This is a genomic window from Thermoflexus hugenholtzii JAD2, assembly GCF_900187885.1.
Lineage (GTDB): Bacteria > Chloroflexota > Anaerolineae > Thermoflexales > Thermoflexaceae > Thermoflexus > Thermoflexus hugenholtzii.
Window position 1 is genome coordinate 367,978 of record NZ_FYEK01000027.1, and the last position, 14,032, is coordinate 382,009.

The following is a 14,032-nucleotide window of genomic DNA, read 5'->3' on the forward strand; positions in this document are numbered from 1 at the left end:
GAGGGTTAATCGGGGGATCCTCCTCGGGTCATCCATTCCACCCATCGGGCCAGGGGGCTCAGCCAGCGCAGGCGGCGCCCCCCCTCGGCGAGCAGCTCCTCCTGGAGCCGCTGCAAGGTCGGCTGGGCCTTCTCCGGCTGGCGGGCCAGGGCGTACACCAGGCGCCAGCGGGCCCGGTGGAACCCCACCATCCGCCGCAGCTCCTCGGGGCGCAGGCGGTCGAAGCCCAACAGCCGGACCTCCTCTTCCAGCAGGCCGGCGATGCTCATCATGCGGTGGAGGAAGCCCCGGGCCAGCCGCGGCTCCTCGCGATCCTCCGCTCGGATCAGCGAGCCCAGCTCCCGGGCCCATTTCCGAACCCACTCCGCGTCCTCCCAGGCCATCGGAACCCCGAAGAACCCGAAGGCGTCCTTGTCGCGGCCGTCCGCCCGCCGCAGGCCCTTGGCCGCCTCCAGGTGGTCGCCGGCCTCCGCCGCCGCCTGATACAGAGGAAACTTCTCGGGATGCATGGAGATGCCGCCGCTCAGGGTCACGCTGGGGTTGCCGGCTGCGAACCGCCGGAAGTCCTCCCGCGCCCGGAAGGCCAGCTCCAGCACCCGATCCCACGACCCCACCGCCAGGAGATCGTCGCCGCCGGAGTAGATGAGATAGAGATGCCGGGCTTCGGGATCGACCTGCCGGCAGAGGACCGGCAGGTAGCCCTCGAAGAAGAGGGCGATGAGGTGGCTCAGGGTGGCGACCCGGGAGAGGGAGTAGCGCGCCCCCAGCCCGTAGCGGAACAGCCGACCCAGGTGGTCCACGTCCATCCGCAGGCAGGCCCAGGCCGGCGTCCCCTCCGCGGACTTCGCCATCTCCCCGAGCTCCACGATGGTGCCATCCCGATCCATCGGCGTGAAGGCGGGCAGGTAGCGGAAGTCGTGGACCGGGATGCCCTCGACGGGGGAGAGGTCCCCGTCGTGGAGGCGGATCACCCGATCCCCCGGCCGGAAGGAGTCCCGCAAGCCTCGCCGGTCGCAAAAGCGGAATTCCACCCCCAGGGCGCCAAGGACCGTCCGCCAGGTGAAGCGTCCGCGGAGGGCCCCCTGGGCCGGGCGGAGGATGAGGAAATCGTGGCGGCGGGCGATGTCGTTGCCCAGCTCCTCGAAGCTGCGGCACAGCGTGCATTTGGCCACGTCCTCGTCGGGGCGGGTCTCCACCGGGCGCGCGAGGGGGCCGCCGGTTTCTTCCTCGGCGTGGCAGACCTCGCAGCGGGGCCGGAGGCCGCCGCCGCCGAAGGGGCCGAACAGGAGCTCATAATGGCGCGCCATCGCCCGGCGGAACCGTCGGGCCTTCCGCGTCCCCAGGCGGGCGGAGAGCTCCGCCCAGCGTTCGGGGAGGCGGCCTTCCTTCAGGTGGAAGTCCCTGGCGGTCAGCCTCACGGCGTCCAGGGCGATGGCCAGATCCCCGCCGTGGGCTTGGATCAGGACCTCGTCGAGGCGGTCGACCAGCTCCGGGAGACGGTCTTGGGCGGAGAGGGGAGCGAGCAGGTAGAAGTGGCCGCCCGAGCAGTAAACCACCTGCGTGGGGGGAAGGTCCAGCTCCCGCAGTAGGAACTCCACGGCGGCGTCGGCCAGGAGGGCGAGGTAGGCCGAGCGGCCGCGCAGGCTCTTGGCTGCCCCCTCCGAGCTGATGGCATACAGGAAGCGCTGGATGCCGGAGAGGTCGCCGCCGAGGAGCAGGGCGACCGGCTCCTCCGGGAACCCCCCCGTCCGGGTTCTCTCTTCCAGGCGCCGGAGGGTTTCCTCCGGGAGCTCGCCGACGCACACCGTGAGGGCGGCGGTCATCCGCAGGTGATCGTAGAGGCTGACGTCGGGCTCGTCGCGGTAGGCGGCGGCGGGAACGCACCAGGTGAACCGGCGCAGCAGCGCCATCAGGGCGGTCAGGGCCTCCTCGGGCGTCTCCCAGATGACGGGGTCCAGGGCCTCCAGTGCCGCCTCGAAGCCCTTCCAGAGGCCGGGGTAGTCCGGGGCGATGGAGGCGGTGGGCTGCGGGAAGATCACCTCCCATGCCTTTGCGTCATCCGTCCCGCTCGGGAGCGGGACCGTCCCGAAGCCCCAGCTCGATGCGTCCGGCATAGGCGCTCGCTCGGGGAGCCGCAAGGCCGGCAGGAGCGCCTGCAACGGCTCCCGGGCGGGATCCCCGGGCTCTTCCTCCTCCCGGGGGACCCGTTCCCCCGAGGCCAGGCGGTCGGCGGCGACCAGCGCCCGGGCGTCCCGATCGTAGGGGGAGCCGTGGTGATCCCGGATCGCTGCGACCAGGCGCTTTTGGTCTTCGGGGGGGAGAAACTTCAGGCGGGGGGCCAGCCGCTGGGCGGCCCAATCGGCCCCTTGCTCCTCGTGGGGCCGTCGTTCCTGGCCCCAGCGGGCGCGCTGACGGAACTTCCCGATGTCGTGGAGGAGTCCGATCAGAGCCTGAAACGCGCGATCGGTGTTCATTGCGGATCCGCCTCCATACGGCCGAATCCCATGCTGGTCAGCTTTCCCACGTGGAGGAGCTCGCCCAGGGTCAGCAGCAGGGCGAAGGGCTGGAAGCCTTCCGGGCTCTCGTAGACGATCGTCCCCACCGCCCCGCCGATGCGCATCGCCGTTTTCTGCCGGGTCGAATAGCGCCGCAGGTCCAGCCACCGCGTCCGATCCTCCACGCGGCGGATCGCCCGCGCGGCCTCGGCCAGATCGCCGGAGAGCTCCACCCCATCCAGCAATCCGTAGCCCGCCTGCAGGGCTCGCAGGCGTTGAAGCAGCCCCCGGATCAGATGATGGAACTCGATGGGATAGACCAGGTCATCCTGGAGCTCCAGGCGGATCGGTGCGGTGAAGCGAACGGCGATCCGACGGGCGGGCAGCTCCCGGGGAGCCACCCGCATGGGAGGGGTGGGGGGATGTCTCAGGAAGCCTGCGTTCTCTTCGTAGAGGACGATGGGTCTGTCCGCGTTCAGGATCTCCGCTCGGGCGAGGCGGAAGCGCTGGTGAGGACCTCCCAGGCCGGCGCGGGCCATCTCCATAATCGCGTGCACATAGTAGGGCATATGCTCCCGGGCGCGCCCCAGCAGGGTCATGCCGAACACCAGGGGCTCGCCCGGGGCGAAGGAGCGGGGCGGCGGCTCGCGGCCCTCCCAGGTCGCCGGGAGCTCCAGGGGGATCTCCAGGGTGAACGGGGTGGGGAGGCGGGCGTAGCGGTGGGCCTCCGGATGATCGGGGGGCGCGTAGGGCTCGAAGAGCAGCGGATACGCGCACGTGAAGCGGAAAGGGCAGGGGGCGCAGGCGGGCATGCGGGTGGCGCAGACCAGGCGGCGCAGCGTGTGGCCCAGCGCCCCTCTCAGCGTCGGGCCGGGGAAGGCCGGAAGGGTCGCAGGGGTTTCCGCGATCAGCGTGAACCGGTATGAGGTGATGGGCAACTCCGGAGCGTGTGCCATCGCGCTCGGGCCCCTGTTCGATGCGGAGCAGGAGCGGGCTGCGAGAGCCCCGGGCATCGGCTGCGGATTCGGTCGCCTCGCGAAAGAGCGGGCCTTGCTCCCTCAATTCGTGTGTTCATGACTCTCATTTGTGGATAGCCCCTTCCGTGAACGCCATCCACGGCCTTGCGGGGAAATTTTACCATAGTCGGGTCTGCGTTCGGGGATGATTCCATCCGGCGTGGAAGCCGGGATGCGCCCCGGCTTAGGAGGCTCCCCGCTGGGCGATCTCCCAAATCCAGCGGGCGGCGTCCAGGGCGGCGTCGGGGTAGCCCATGGCGGCGGCCCGCTGCGCGAAGGACGCCAGGACCTCCGGGCGGCTCAGCCACTCCCGGATGGCCTCCTTCACCTGCTCGGGCTCCGGGGCGTATACGCCGGCCCCGCCCTGGACCACATAATCGACGTTTCCTTCCTCCTGGCCGGGCAGATAGTGGGTGAGGATCATCGGGCGGCCCACCGCCAGGGCCTCGGCGATGGTGTTCGGTCCTGCCTTGGTGACGATGACATCCGCCGCCGCCATCATCTCCGGGATGGTGCGCACGAAGCCGTAGATGTAAGCGGGCACCGGCCAGTCGACGGCCTCCAGGCGGCGCCGCAGCCGCTCGTTCCGGCCGGCCACCACGGCCAGCTGGAGCGGCAGGCCGGCTTCGGCCACCGCCCGCGCGTTCTCGAAGACCTTCCCCATCCCTTCTCCGCCTCCCATCACCAGCACGGTGGGGAGATCCGGCCGCCAGCCCAGTTGCGCCCGCCAGAAGGCCGGGGGCTGCCGGCGCACCTCCCGGAAGCGGAGCCGGATGGGGAAGCCGGTGACCACCACCCGCTCCGGCGGCACCCCGCAGGCGATGGCCCGATGGCGCGCCCCCTCGTGCGGGGCGATGACCAGGTCCGCGTTTGCGCACCAGAGGGCATGGATGGAGCCGATGTCGCAGATGACGATGACGAAGGGGACCCGGCGCGGGGCCTTCATCCAGTAGCGCAGGGTGACGTCGTTGAAGAGCGGATGGACGGAGACGATGACGTCCGCCGGGTTCTCGGCGAAGAGCCGGGCGATGCGCTGGCGCACCCACGGCCAGAAGAGATAGACCAGCTGCCGGGCTCGGCGGGGATGGTTGGCGAAGTGCCAGGCCCGAGCGTAGAAGGGCACGAGGGCCGGCTTGACCATATAGGGGTAGAGGGCAGGGGAGCGGTTCAGGGGGAAGGGCGCATACTGGATGAAGGCGTCCACGATGCGGGGCTCAACGGCCGCCCCGTAAAGGGCCCGCAGGCCCTCGGCCAGGGCCTCCGAAACGCTGCGATGGCCGCCCCCGGTGTCGGACATCAAAAGGAGCACCCGGGTGACCGAACGGACCGCCGGCCGGGCCTCCGGACGGAGCTCCTGCTCATTGGCCTGCGTCTCCATCGCGGGCTCCCTCGAAGACAGGCTTCTTCGATCAGCAAGGGGTGTGTCTCGATTTTGTCGGGCCTGGCCGCCTTGTAGGACAACTGCGAGCAGTTGTCCTACGATTTGGGGGCACACCCGGACGGGTCGGCAAAGGCCACCCTCGACAACCTTCGCCGCTATCATTATACTGGGCGGCCAAAGATCGGAACCTGTGGGTCCGGATCGAAGGGGGCGGGATGCAGGTGATGGTGGTGGATATGCAAAAGGAGCCGATCCCCGGCCCCTACCTGGTGCGGATGGGAGGCTGGACGCTGGAGCGCTACCTCGCCGAGGCTCCTGAATCCGCTCGCTGGGAATACGTCCGCGGCGAGGTGGTGATGCACTCCCCCGCCACCGCTGAACATCAAGATCTGGTCCGCTTTCTCCTTCGGCTTCTCGATGGCTATTGCGAGACGCGGGGTTGGGGGAAGGTCCTGATGGGGCCGGCGGCGGTGCAGGTGCTGCCCGAAGTGGTGCGGGAGCCCGACCTCTTCGTGTTGCCTCCCGAGGCGGCCGAACAGGCTTCAGGCGGGCCCATCCGGGCCCGTCCCGCCCTGATCATCGAAGTCGTGAGCCCCGCCACCCGCAGCATGGACCTGGGCGAGAAGGCCCAGGAATATGAGCAGGGCGGCGTGGACGAATACTGGGTGGTGGACGCCGAACGCCGGGAGGTCATCGCGCATCGACGCGGAGGGTCAAGCTGGGAGGTGGAGCGGGTTTCCCAGGGGCGTCTTGCCAGCGCGGCGGTCCCCGGCTTCTGGCTGGAGGTCGAGTGGTTGTGGGCCCGTCCGCTCCCCCCTGCGGAAGCCTGCCTCCGGCGCATCCGGGGGGAGGAGGAACTCTAAGAAGGGCCTCCTCCCCCCTTGTTTTTATGCCCGTGGACCGGTTTCACCCGCCTGGGCCGCCCGGAGGGCCCGCCAGACCCGCTCGGGGGTGGCCGGGATCTGGGTGATCCACACCCCCACCGCGTCGTAGATGGCGTTGACGACCGCCGGGGCCACGCCGTCCATGGGGATCTCGGCCACGGCCTTGATGCCGAAGGGATGGGTGGGCTCGACCGTCTCGATGAAGATCACCCCCAGTTCCGGGACCTCGTGGGCCTGGAAGATCTTATAAGGCCCGAAGCGCGGGTTGACCACGCGGCCCCGCTCGTCGAAGACCATCTCCTCCGAGACCGCATAGCCCAGGGCCTGGATCATCCCCCCCTCCACCTGGCCGGAGGCCGTCAGCGGGTTGACGATGCGCCCGGCATCCACGGCCATCACCAGGCGATCCACCCGCACCTCGCCGGTCTCGATGTCCACCGTCACCTCCGCGAACTGGGCGGCGAAGGGCGGCGGGGAGACCGGGGAGACATACGAGGCCACCGCCATGATCTGGCGCTGGTCCCGATGGTGCAGGGAGGAGAGGGCCACCTCCTCCAGGGTCACGCTCCGGCCATCCGGCGCCCAGACCCGTCGGTCGGCCAGGCGCAGGTCGGCGGGGGAAACCGGCGCCCCGCGCTCGCTCAGCAGGGCCGCCGCCACCTCCTTGATCTGCTCGGCCACCTGCTCGGCGGCCCGCACCGCCGCCGCCCCCGAGATATACGTGGTGGAGGACGCATACGCGCCCTTGTCGAAGGGGGTGAAGTCGGTATCCGAGGAGTAGACGATGATGTCCTCCACCGCGCACCCCAGCACCTCGGCGACCATCTGGGCGATCACCGTGTCGGAGCCCGTGCCCAGGTCCGTGGCCCCAATCAGCAGGTTGAAGGAGCCGTCATCGTTCATCTTCAGGCTGGCCGCCCCCATGTCCAGGTAGGGGATGGCCGTCCCCTGCATCACGCATGCCACCCCGATCCCCCGGCGCAGGTGGGGCCGGCCCGGCACCCGATGCCACTCCGGGTTCCCGAACTTCTCGTGCCAGCCCACGTAGGCGGCCCCGTAGCGCACGCACTCCGACAGCCCGCAGGTATGGACGATCTCCGGGCGCGGCTCCCGACCCTCGCTCCAGGCCCGGCTGAAGGGATGCTCCTGCCCGGCCTTCAGGGCGTTCTTCAGGCGGAACTCCAGGGGGTCCAGCCCCAGGGCCCGGGCGATGCGCTCCATGTGGACCTCGACGGCGAAGAAGCCCTGGGGGACGCCGTAGCCGCGGAAGGCGCCGGAGGGCGGGGTGTTGGTGTAGACCACATCGGCGTGGAAGCGGATGCGGGGCTCGCCCTTCTCATCCCAGGCCGGATACAGGGCCATGGCCTTGTGTCCGGTGTTGCCCGCCACCGTCAGGGCATGGCTGCCGTAAGCCCCGGTGTCCGAGAGTACATACATTTCATTGGCCACGAGGGTCCCGTCCCGCTTGACGCCGGTGCGCAGCCGGATGCGCATGGGGTGCCGGGAGCGGGCGGCGGTGAACTCCTCCTCCCGGGTCCACTCCAGCCGCACCGGCCGCCCCGTGGCGATAGTGAGGTGGGCGGCGATATCTTCGATCAGCACCTCCTGCTTGCCCCCGAAGCCGCCGCCGATCCGCGGCTTGATCACCCGGATCCGCTTGGGGGGAAGCCGCAGCACCGGCGCCAGGATCCGCCGCACGTGGAAGGGAACCTGGGTGGAAGTGCGGATCACCAGGCGATCGTCCTCATCCCAGTAGGTGATCACCACGTGGGTCTCCAGGCTGGATTGCTGGACCTTGGGCACCACATATTCGCCCTCGAAGATGAAATCGGCCTCCTCGAAGCCCTTGTCCACCTCCCCGATCTCGATGTGGATCTGAGCGGCCAGGTTGCGGGAGGGATCCGAGCCGTCGAAGGGCACATACTCCGGCTCATCGTGGATGATCGGCGCCCCCGGCTTCATGGCGTCCCGGGGATCCAGGATCGCCGGGAGCTCCTCATACTCGACCTCGATGAGCGCCAGGGCCTTCTCGGCGATCTCCGGGGTCTCCGCGGCCACGAAGGCCACGCGGTCCCCCACGAAGCGCACCTTGGAATCCAGAGAGAAGGTGTCCAGCGGCCCGGGGATGGGGTCCGATTGCCCGGCCGTCGAATAGATCACCCGCGGCAGATCCTGATACGTGAGCACGGCAACCACCCCCGGGAGCGCGCGGGCTTTGCTGACATCGATACGCTGGATCCGGGCGTGAGGGACCGGGCTTTTGAGCACTTTGGCGTAAAGCATGCCGCGCAGCTCGAAGTCATCGGTGAAAGCGGGCTTGCCCTGGACCAGCCGCAGGGCGTCCACCTTCTTCTCCGGCTTGCCCACCACCCGGGTCTCCGGGACCGGCTGAGGGAGCACGATGGTCGGCAGGACGATCGTCCGGGTCCGGGTCTGGAGGCCGGGCCCGCCCTCCGGTGCCGGTGGGGAGATCTCCTCCGCAGGAAACGCCTCGCCGAGCGGAAGTGGTTCCTCCGGCGGGATGATCATCCGCCGTGCCTCTTCTTCGATCGGGGGAACCGGCTCCCCGCGCATGCGGGCGGCGGCCCGCAGCACCGCCTGCACCGGCTTCAGGTAGCCGGTGCACCGGCAGAGGATGCCGCTGAAGGCCTCCCGGACCTCCGCCTCGGTGGGGTTGGGGTTGCGGTCCAGGAGGGCTTTGGCGGCCAGCACGAGGGCGGGGGTGCAGAAGCCGCACTGGATGGCGCCGGTCTCGACGAAGGCCTCCTGGATCGGATGCAGGCCCTCTGTCCGTCGCCAGCCCAGCTCCGGCGTCCGTCCCACTCCCTCCACGGTGAGGATGGAGCGGCCGTCGACCTTCGCTGCCAGGGTGACGCAGGCGAGGATAGGGGTTCCATCGAGGAGGACGGTGCACATCCCACAGGAGCCGTCGTCGCACCCATGCTTGACGCCGTAATATCCAGCGCGCCGGAGCATGTCCAGCAGCCGCGTGGATGGGGCGATGGAGAAGGTCCGCCGCTCCCCGTTGATGGTGACGGTGATCTCCATTGAGCCCTCCTGGCAAGCGGTGGGGATCTCAAGACGCTGAAGACCTATCCCGGGCACCCCCGGTTTCCCTGAAATTGTATCAGAGAGCTGGCGGGCCGGTGGGGAACCCCCCGCACGAAACGGGGCCTGCGGCTCAGCCGGTCTCCATCCCCACCACCCGAAGGAACACATCCTCCAGGGAGAGGGATCGGGGGATCAGGGCTTCCAGGTCCAGGCCCTGTCCGATGAGCCAGCGGGCGAGGTCCGTCGGGCGCCGCCCCGGCGCCAGCCGTAAGGTGATCCGCGCATCGGTGAAGGCGAGGAGCTCTCCCCACTCCCGAAGCGCGGCCTGCAACTCCGGAGGGCTCGGACGGACGTGGAGGGTCACGATGGCGGCCGCCGCCTCCCGCAGATCCAGGGTTTCCACCACGACGCCGCCCTTGATGAAGGCGACGCGATCGCAGATCCGCTCGACCTCGCTCAGGAGATGGGAGTTCAGGAAGAGGGTGACCCCCTGCGCCTTCTGCGCTAGCAGGAAATCTCGCACCAGGATCCGTCCCGCCGGATCCAGGCCGGAGGTGGGCTCGTCCAGGAAGACCAGCCGGGGCTCGTGGATGAAGGCCTGGGCCAGTCCCAGGCGCTGCCGCATCCCCTTGGAGAAGGTGCGGATGGGGCGTCGGGCATCGGCGGCCAGACCAACCTGTTCGAGCAGCTGCGGGATCCGCCGCCGCAAGCGCGCGGGATCCACCCCGGAAAGACGGCCGTGGAACCAGAGAACTTCCTCTGCGGTGAGCCAGTCCGGGAAGGCGAAGCCTTCGGGCAGGAAGCCGATCTCCCGCCGGGCGTTTCGATCCCCCAGGGGGCGGCCCCGCACCCATCCGCGCCCGGCCGTGGGGCGGATCAGCCCCAGGAGCATCTTCACCGAGGTCGTCTTCCCGGCCCCGTTGGGGCCCAGGAAGCCGAAGATCTCCCCCTCCGCCACCCGGAGGGTGAGATCCGCCACGGCCACCCGCCCCGAGAACTCCTTCCGCAATCCCTCCGCTTCGATGGCCCAGGCGCCTGCCATCCCCAACAGCTCTCCCGGTTCACCGGAGGGAGCGGGCCCACCGGATCAGCTGCTCCGGATCCGCATCGGGACCGCCGATCAGGTAGATCCCATGATCATCGCTCCAGAGCAGGAACCGGACCGGAACCATCTCCCCGTTCGGCGCTTGCACGGCTTCGGGGAAGGTGAAGAGGGTGGCCTCCCGATCGCCTAGGGCGCGCGGCTCCACCGCGAGGGTCATCCCCGGGGCCATGGGGATCGGTAACAGCAGGGTGGTCCCCCAGTCCACGGTATGGGCCAGGCGCCGGGCCTCCGCCGCCGGCATGCCGATGAGCCGGAGGGCTGCTTCCGCCAGCGGGCGCACATCCCCCTCCGGTTGCATGGTGTAAACCGGCGGGGCCGCATGGAGCCACCCGTAGGGAGCGCCCTGGAACTCGAACGTCCCGATGAAGGCCGGCCCCACGGTGACCGTCACCACCGTCCCGTGCAGGGCCTCCGGGACCTCCACATCCTCGGCGCCGGCGGCCCGCAGGGCCTCCCGCAGGTGCTCCACATCCACCGTCCATCGAACCGCGGTCTCGGGGATCACGCCCATCGAGGCGAAGGTCTCCACCCCGGCCGGGCGACGGACGGCGAAGCCCAGGATCCCCTCGGCTTCGGCGAGGCTCTGGACCGGACGGGCCTCCGGCGCCTCGAAGGAGACATCCCCCTCCAGGGCGCGATGGAGCGTCGGGATCGCGTTCTCGCTGAGAGAAAAGGCATAGGGGACGACCATCAGGCGTCGGAGGCGGAATCCCTGGAGGAACTCGTGGGCGGCCGCCCGCAGGGCCGGGGAGAGGATCACGGCGAGGGCGGAGAGGGTCAACAGGAGCCCTCCGATCCAAATGGCGCGTGAACGCATGGGAAGACCTCCTTGCTCCGGAAGGGGCGCTGAATGGCGGCACAGGGCCCGATGCCGCTGTGCCTCCCGTTGGAAAGACGAACGGCGGTGGGCTTGCGTTCCCGGGAAGCGCCGCACCGCCCATTATAGAGGCCGTGGGAGGTTCGTTCCAAAAACCCGCGCTTCACATCCTCAGGCGCTGACGTCGGGAGCGAGCGCCAGCCTTGGGGGTCCCCTGCAGGGCTCGATCGCATAGGCTGCCCATGAACCCGGCCTTCCCCCGTTCGAGGCGGATCCAACGAAGGGCCCTAAATCCTGGAATCGCTCAGGAGGGAAATCTGATCTACGCCCTGCGCGCGATCGAGGGATGGGAAGGGGCCGGGCGGGGCCTGCGCGCTCCACCCAGCCCCTTCGGGGGTTCCGGGAGAAGGGCAAGCGAAGACACAACCGGTGCTCCGAGGTTCCGGACGCCGCCGGTCGGGGATCGGGGAGGGCGGATCTACTTCACCATGTGTTTCTCGATGTAGGCCACCGCCTCCCCCACCGTGGTGATCTTCTGCGCGTCCTCGTCGGAGATCTCACCTCCGAAACGCTCCTCCAGAGCCATGATGAGCTCTACCAGATCAAGGGAATCGGCTTCCAGATCCTCCCGGAAGCGAGCTTCCGGGGTTACCTTCTCCGGCGGCACCCCGAGCACTTCGACGATGACGTCCCGCACCTGTTCGAACACCGTGCTCATAGAAACCTCCCGTTCGCGTTTGTTTAGGATTCTACCCGGCGTCGGAGGGACGTCAAGGCGACCTTCAGACCTCCGGGCGTATCCCCGGATCCCATCCTTGACATGCCCCTCCGCGCCAAAGTAAGATGATTCCGCATTAAGTGCAAACACCACAGGATGGTGCATGTTACGCCTCAGGACCGGACGGCGGGAGCGAGCCGTTCGCCTGTAGATCCAGGGAAGGAGAGCGCGTCCTTCGATGATCTCGCAGCGGAAAGCGGATCACATCCGGATCAATCTGGAGGAAGATGTCAGCTTCGGGCGGCTCACCACCGGATTCGAGCGCTTGCGGTTCATCCATCGGGCCCTTCCCGAGCTGGACCTTCGGGAGGTGGATCTCTCCACCACGTTCTTCGGCAGGCCCCTGCAGGCTCCGTTGCTGATCTCCTCGATGACCGGCGGCACGGAGGAGGCAGCCCGCATCAACCGGAACCTGGCGGAGGCCGCGCAGGCCCGGGGCATCGCCATGGGCCTGGGCTCTATGCGCGCCGTCCTGGAACACCCGGAGCTCCTGCCTACCTTCCAGGTCCGTCGCTATGCCCCGGACATCCTGTTGTTTGCGAACCTGGGGGCGGTGCAGCTGAACTATGGCTACACGGTGGACCACTGCCGGCGGGCGGTGGAGCTGGTGGAGGCGGACGCGTTGATCCTCCACCTCAACCCCTTGCAGGAGGCCCTTCAGCCGGAAGGGGATACGAACTTCTCGGATCTCCTACGCAAGATCGAGGCCGTGTGCCGCGCCCTCCCGGTTCCGGTGGTGGTGAAGGAAGTCGGATGGGGGATCTCCGAAGAAGTCGCTCGCCTCCTCGCCGACGCCGGGGTGGCGGCCCTCGACGTCGCCGGGGCCGGGGGCACCTCCTGGAGCCAGGTGGAGATGCATCGGGCGCCGGACGAGGTGCACCGGCAGGTGGCCGCTGCCTTCCGGGAGTGGGGGATCCCCACCGTCGAGGCCCTCCGGATGGCCCGCCGGGGGGCGCCGGATCTCCCCCTCATCGCCAGCGGAGGGATCCGAGACGGCGTGGAGGCGGCCAAGGCGCTGGCCCTGGGAGCTTCCCTGGTCGGGATGGCCGGGCCTTTCCTACGCGCAGCGGTGGTCTCCGCGGAGGCGGTGCTGGAGACCATCGAGATCATCACCCGCCAGCTGCGCATTGCCATGTTCTGCGTCGGGGCGCGAAACCTCGACGCCCTGCGTCGCGTTCCCCTGATCGAGGAGCGCTGAGCGGGCCGCGCGGGGGACGCGGCTTCGCGGATCGGACCGGGGAGGGATGTCCGGTGAGGAGCACCTGGGAATCGTTTTTCGCGGAATGGTTGCCGCCCCTGGAGGCGGAGATGCGCCAGGCGGTGGGGGAGCCGACCCATCCCGGGGAGCAACTCTTCTACGGGATGCTGATGTATCACCTGGGATGGGCCGACGCGCAGCTCCGGCCGGCCCGGGTCGATGCCGGCAAACGGATCCGCCCCATGCTCTGCCTGCTGGCCTGCGCCGCCGGCGGGGGGGATCCCGCCCAGGCCCTGCCCGCCGCCGCGGCCATCGAGCTCCTCCACAATTTCTCCCTGATCCACGACGACATTCAGGATCGCAGCCAGACCCGCCGGGGCCGTCCTACGGTGTGGGCCCTGTGGGGGGTGGCCCAGGCCATCAACGCGGGGGACGCATTGTTCGTCATCGCCCATCGCGCCCTCTGGCGCCTCCGCCAGCGCGGGGTCCCGGCGGAGCGGATCTTGGAGGTGGCGGAGCGCTTCGACGCGGCCTGTCTGATGTTGACCAAAGGACAGCACCTGGACCTGGCCTTCGAGACGGCGGATCGGGTGACGGTGGCGGATTACCTGGAGATGATCCGGGGTAAGACCGCCGCCCTGCTGGCGGCCTCCCTGGGGATCGGCGCCCGCCTGGCGGGGTTCCCCCCCCAGGAGCTGGAGGCTTTCGGGGAGGCGCTGGGGATGGCCTTTCAGGTCCAGGATGACCTCCTGGGGATCTGGGGGGATCCGGCGGTCACCGGAAAGCCCGTGGCCGATGACCTGCGGGCGCGCAAGAAGACCCTTCCGGTGATCTACGCCATGGAGCGGGCTCCGGGGTTCGCCGAACGCTATCGCGCGCCGGACACCCCCCTGGAGGTCCTGCTTCGGGATCTGGAGGCGTGTGGGGCTCGGGCCGAGGCGGAGGCCACGGCCGCGGTGTTCACCCGACAGGCTCTGGAGGCCCTGGAGCGGGCCGGGCTTCGAAACCCCTACGGGGAAGCGTTGCGGGAACTCGCGCTGGCCCTGCTCTCTCGATCCCGGTGAAACCGGAGAGATCATCCCGCCGTCGGGACTCCCTCGTGGGATCCTCGCTTCACACCCCTCTGCTGCCTCGAGTTAAACTACATCTGTGCGAATCCTTTCCCCGCTTGCGCAAGGAGGCGAGATGGCCGTAGAGCGCATCCAGACCGTGGAGATCCAGGAGGAGGTCCAGCAGGCCTATCTTTCCTACGCGATGAGTGTGATTGTGGCGCGGGCGCTGCCGGACGTGCGGGACGGGCTGAAGCC

At 69.2% G+C, this 14,032-nt stretch carries 10 protein-coding genes; 3 read left to right on the forward strand and 7 right to left on the reverse strand.

What is annotated here, in order from left to right; all coding sequences use genetic code 11:
• Positions 1–5: 5 nt before the first annotated feature.
• The 3 genes from cas10 to CFB18_RS07830 form a co-directional block, all read right to left on the reverse strand.
• Complete coding sequence (cas10, locus tag CFB18_RS07820) at positions 6–2,474, reverse strand: type III-A CRISPR-associated protein Cas10/Csm1 (RefSeq protein WP_088571237.1); 2,469 nt, start codon at positions 2,472–2,474, stop codon at positions 6–8.
• Entirely contained in the window at positions 2,471–3,451 is a 981-nt protein-coding gene (gene cas6 / locus CFB18_RS07825; protein ID WP_088571238.1) for a CRISPR system precrRNA processing endoribonuclease RAMP protein Cas6, read from the reverse strand. The genes cas10 and cas6 overlap by 4 nt, the downstream gene beginning before the upstream one ends.
• A 244-nt stretch (positions 3,452–3,695) precedes the next feature.
• A complete protein-coding gene (locus CFB18_RS07830) occupies positions 3,696–4,889 on the reverse strand; it encodes an MGDG synthase family glycosyltransferase (RefSeq protein ID WP_159461643.1) in 1,194 nt (397 codons plus the stop codon).
• Between the two features lie 218 nt (positions 4,890–5,107).
• Here CFB18_RS07830 and CFB18_RS07835 point away from each other — a divergent pair, with 218 nt between their 5' ends.
• Positions 5,108–5,755, forward strand: a complete 648-nt coding sequence (locus CFB18_RS07835; protein ID WP_088571240.1) for a Uma2 family endonuclease — start codon at positions 5,108–5,110, stop codon at positions 5,753–5,755.
• 24 nt (positions 5,756–5,779) lie between these two features.
• Here CFB18_RS07835 and CFB18_RS07840 read toward each other — a convergent pair whose 3' ends face one another.
• The 4 genes from CFB18_RS07840 to acpP all read right to left on the reverse strand — a co-directional run bounded on the left by CFB18_RS07840 (position 5,780) and on the right by acpP (position 11,467).
• Positions 5,780–8,824 carry a molybdopterin-dependent oxidoreductase gene (locus CFB18_RS07840; protein ID WP_088571241.1) on the reverse strand — a complete coding sequence of 1,015 codons (3,045 nt, stop codon included), beginning with the start codon at positions 8,822–8,824 and terminating at the stop codon, positions 5,780–5,782.
• Positions 8,825–8,957: 133 nt separating this feature from the next.
• Positions 8,958–9,869 carry an ABC transporter ATP-binding protein gene (locus CFB18_RS07845; RefSeq protein ID WP_088571242.1) on the reverse strand — a complete coding sequence of 304 codons (912 nt, stop codon included), beginning with the start codon at positions 9,867–9,869 and terminating at the stop codon, positions 8,958–8,960.
• A gap of 19 nt (positions 9,870–9,888) precedes the next feature.
• Positions 9,889–10,749 (reverse strand): hypothetical protein, encoded by an 861-nt coding sequence (locus CFB18_RS07850; RefSeq protein WP_088571243.1) that lies wholly within the window; start codon positions 10,747–10,749, stop codon positions 9,889–9,891.
• A 478-nt stretch (positions 10,750–11,227) separates the two neighbouring features.
• Positions 11,228–11,467: an acyl carrier protein gene (acpP, locus tag CFB18_RS07855; protein ID WP_088571244.1), complete on the reverse strand. Its 240-nt coding sequence runs from the start codon at positions 11,465–11,467 to the stop codon at positions 11,228–11,230.
• A gap of 238 nt (positions 11,468–11,705) precedes the next feature.
• On the opposite strand from acpP, the gene fni reads away from it, so the two are divergent.
• Together fni and CFB18_RS07865 are read left to right on the forward strand one after the other, a co-directional pair.
• The gene (gene fni / locus CFB18_RS07860) at positions 11,706–12,725 is read left to right on the forward strand and encodes a type 2 isopentenyl-diphosphate Delta-isomerase (RefSeq protein WP_088571245.1); all 1,020 of its coding nucleotides are present in this window, start codon (positions 11,706–11,708) and stop codon (positions 12,723–12,725) included.
• A 53-nt stretch (positions 12,726–12,778) separates the two neighbouring features.
• On the forward strand, positions 12,779–13,789 hold the full coding sequence (locus CFB18_RS07865; RefSeq protein WP_200808127.1) for a polyprenyl synthetase family protein: 1,011 nt from the start codon (positions 12,779–12,781) through the stop codon (positions 13,787–13,789).
• Positions 13,790–14,032: the final 243 nt, after the last annotated feature.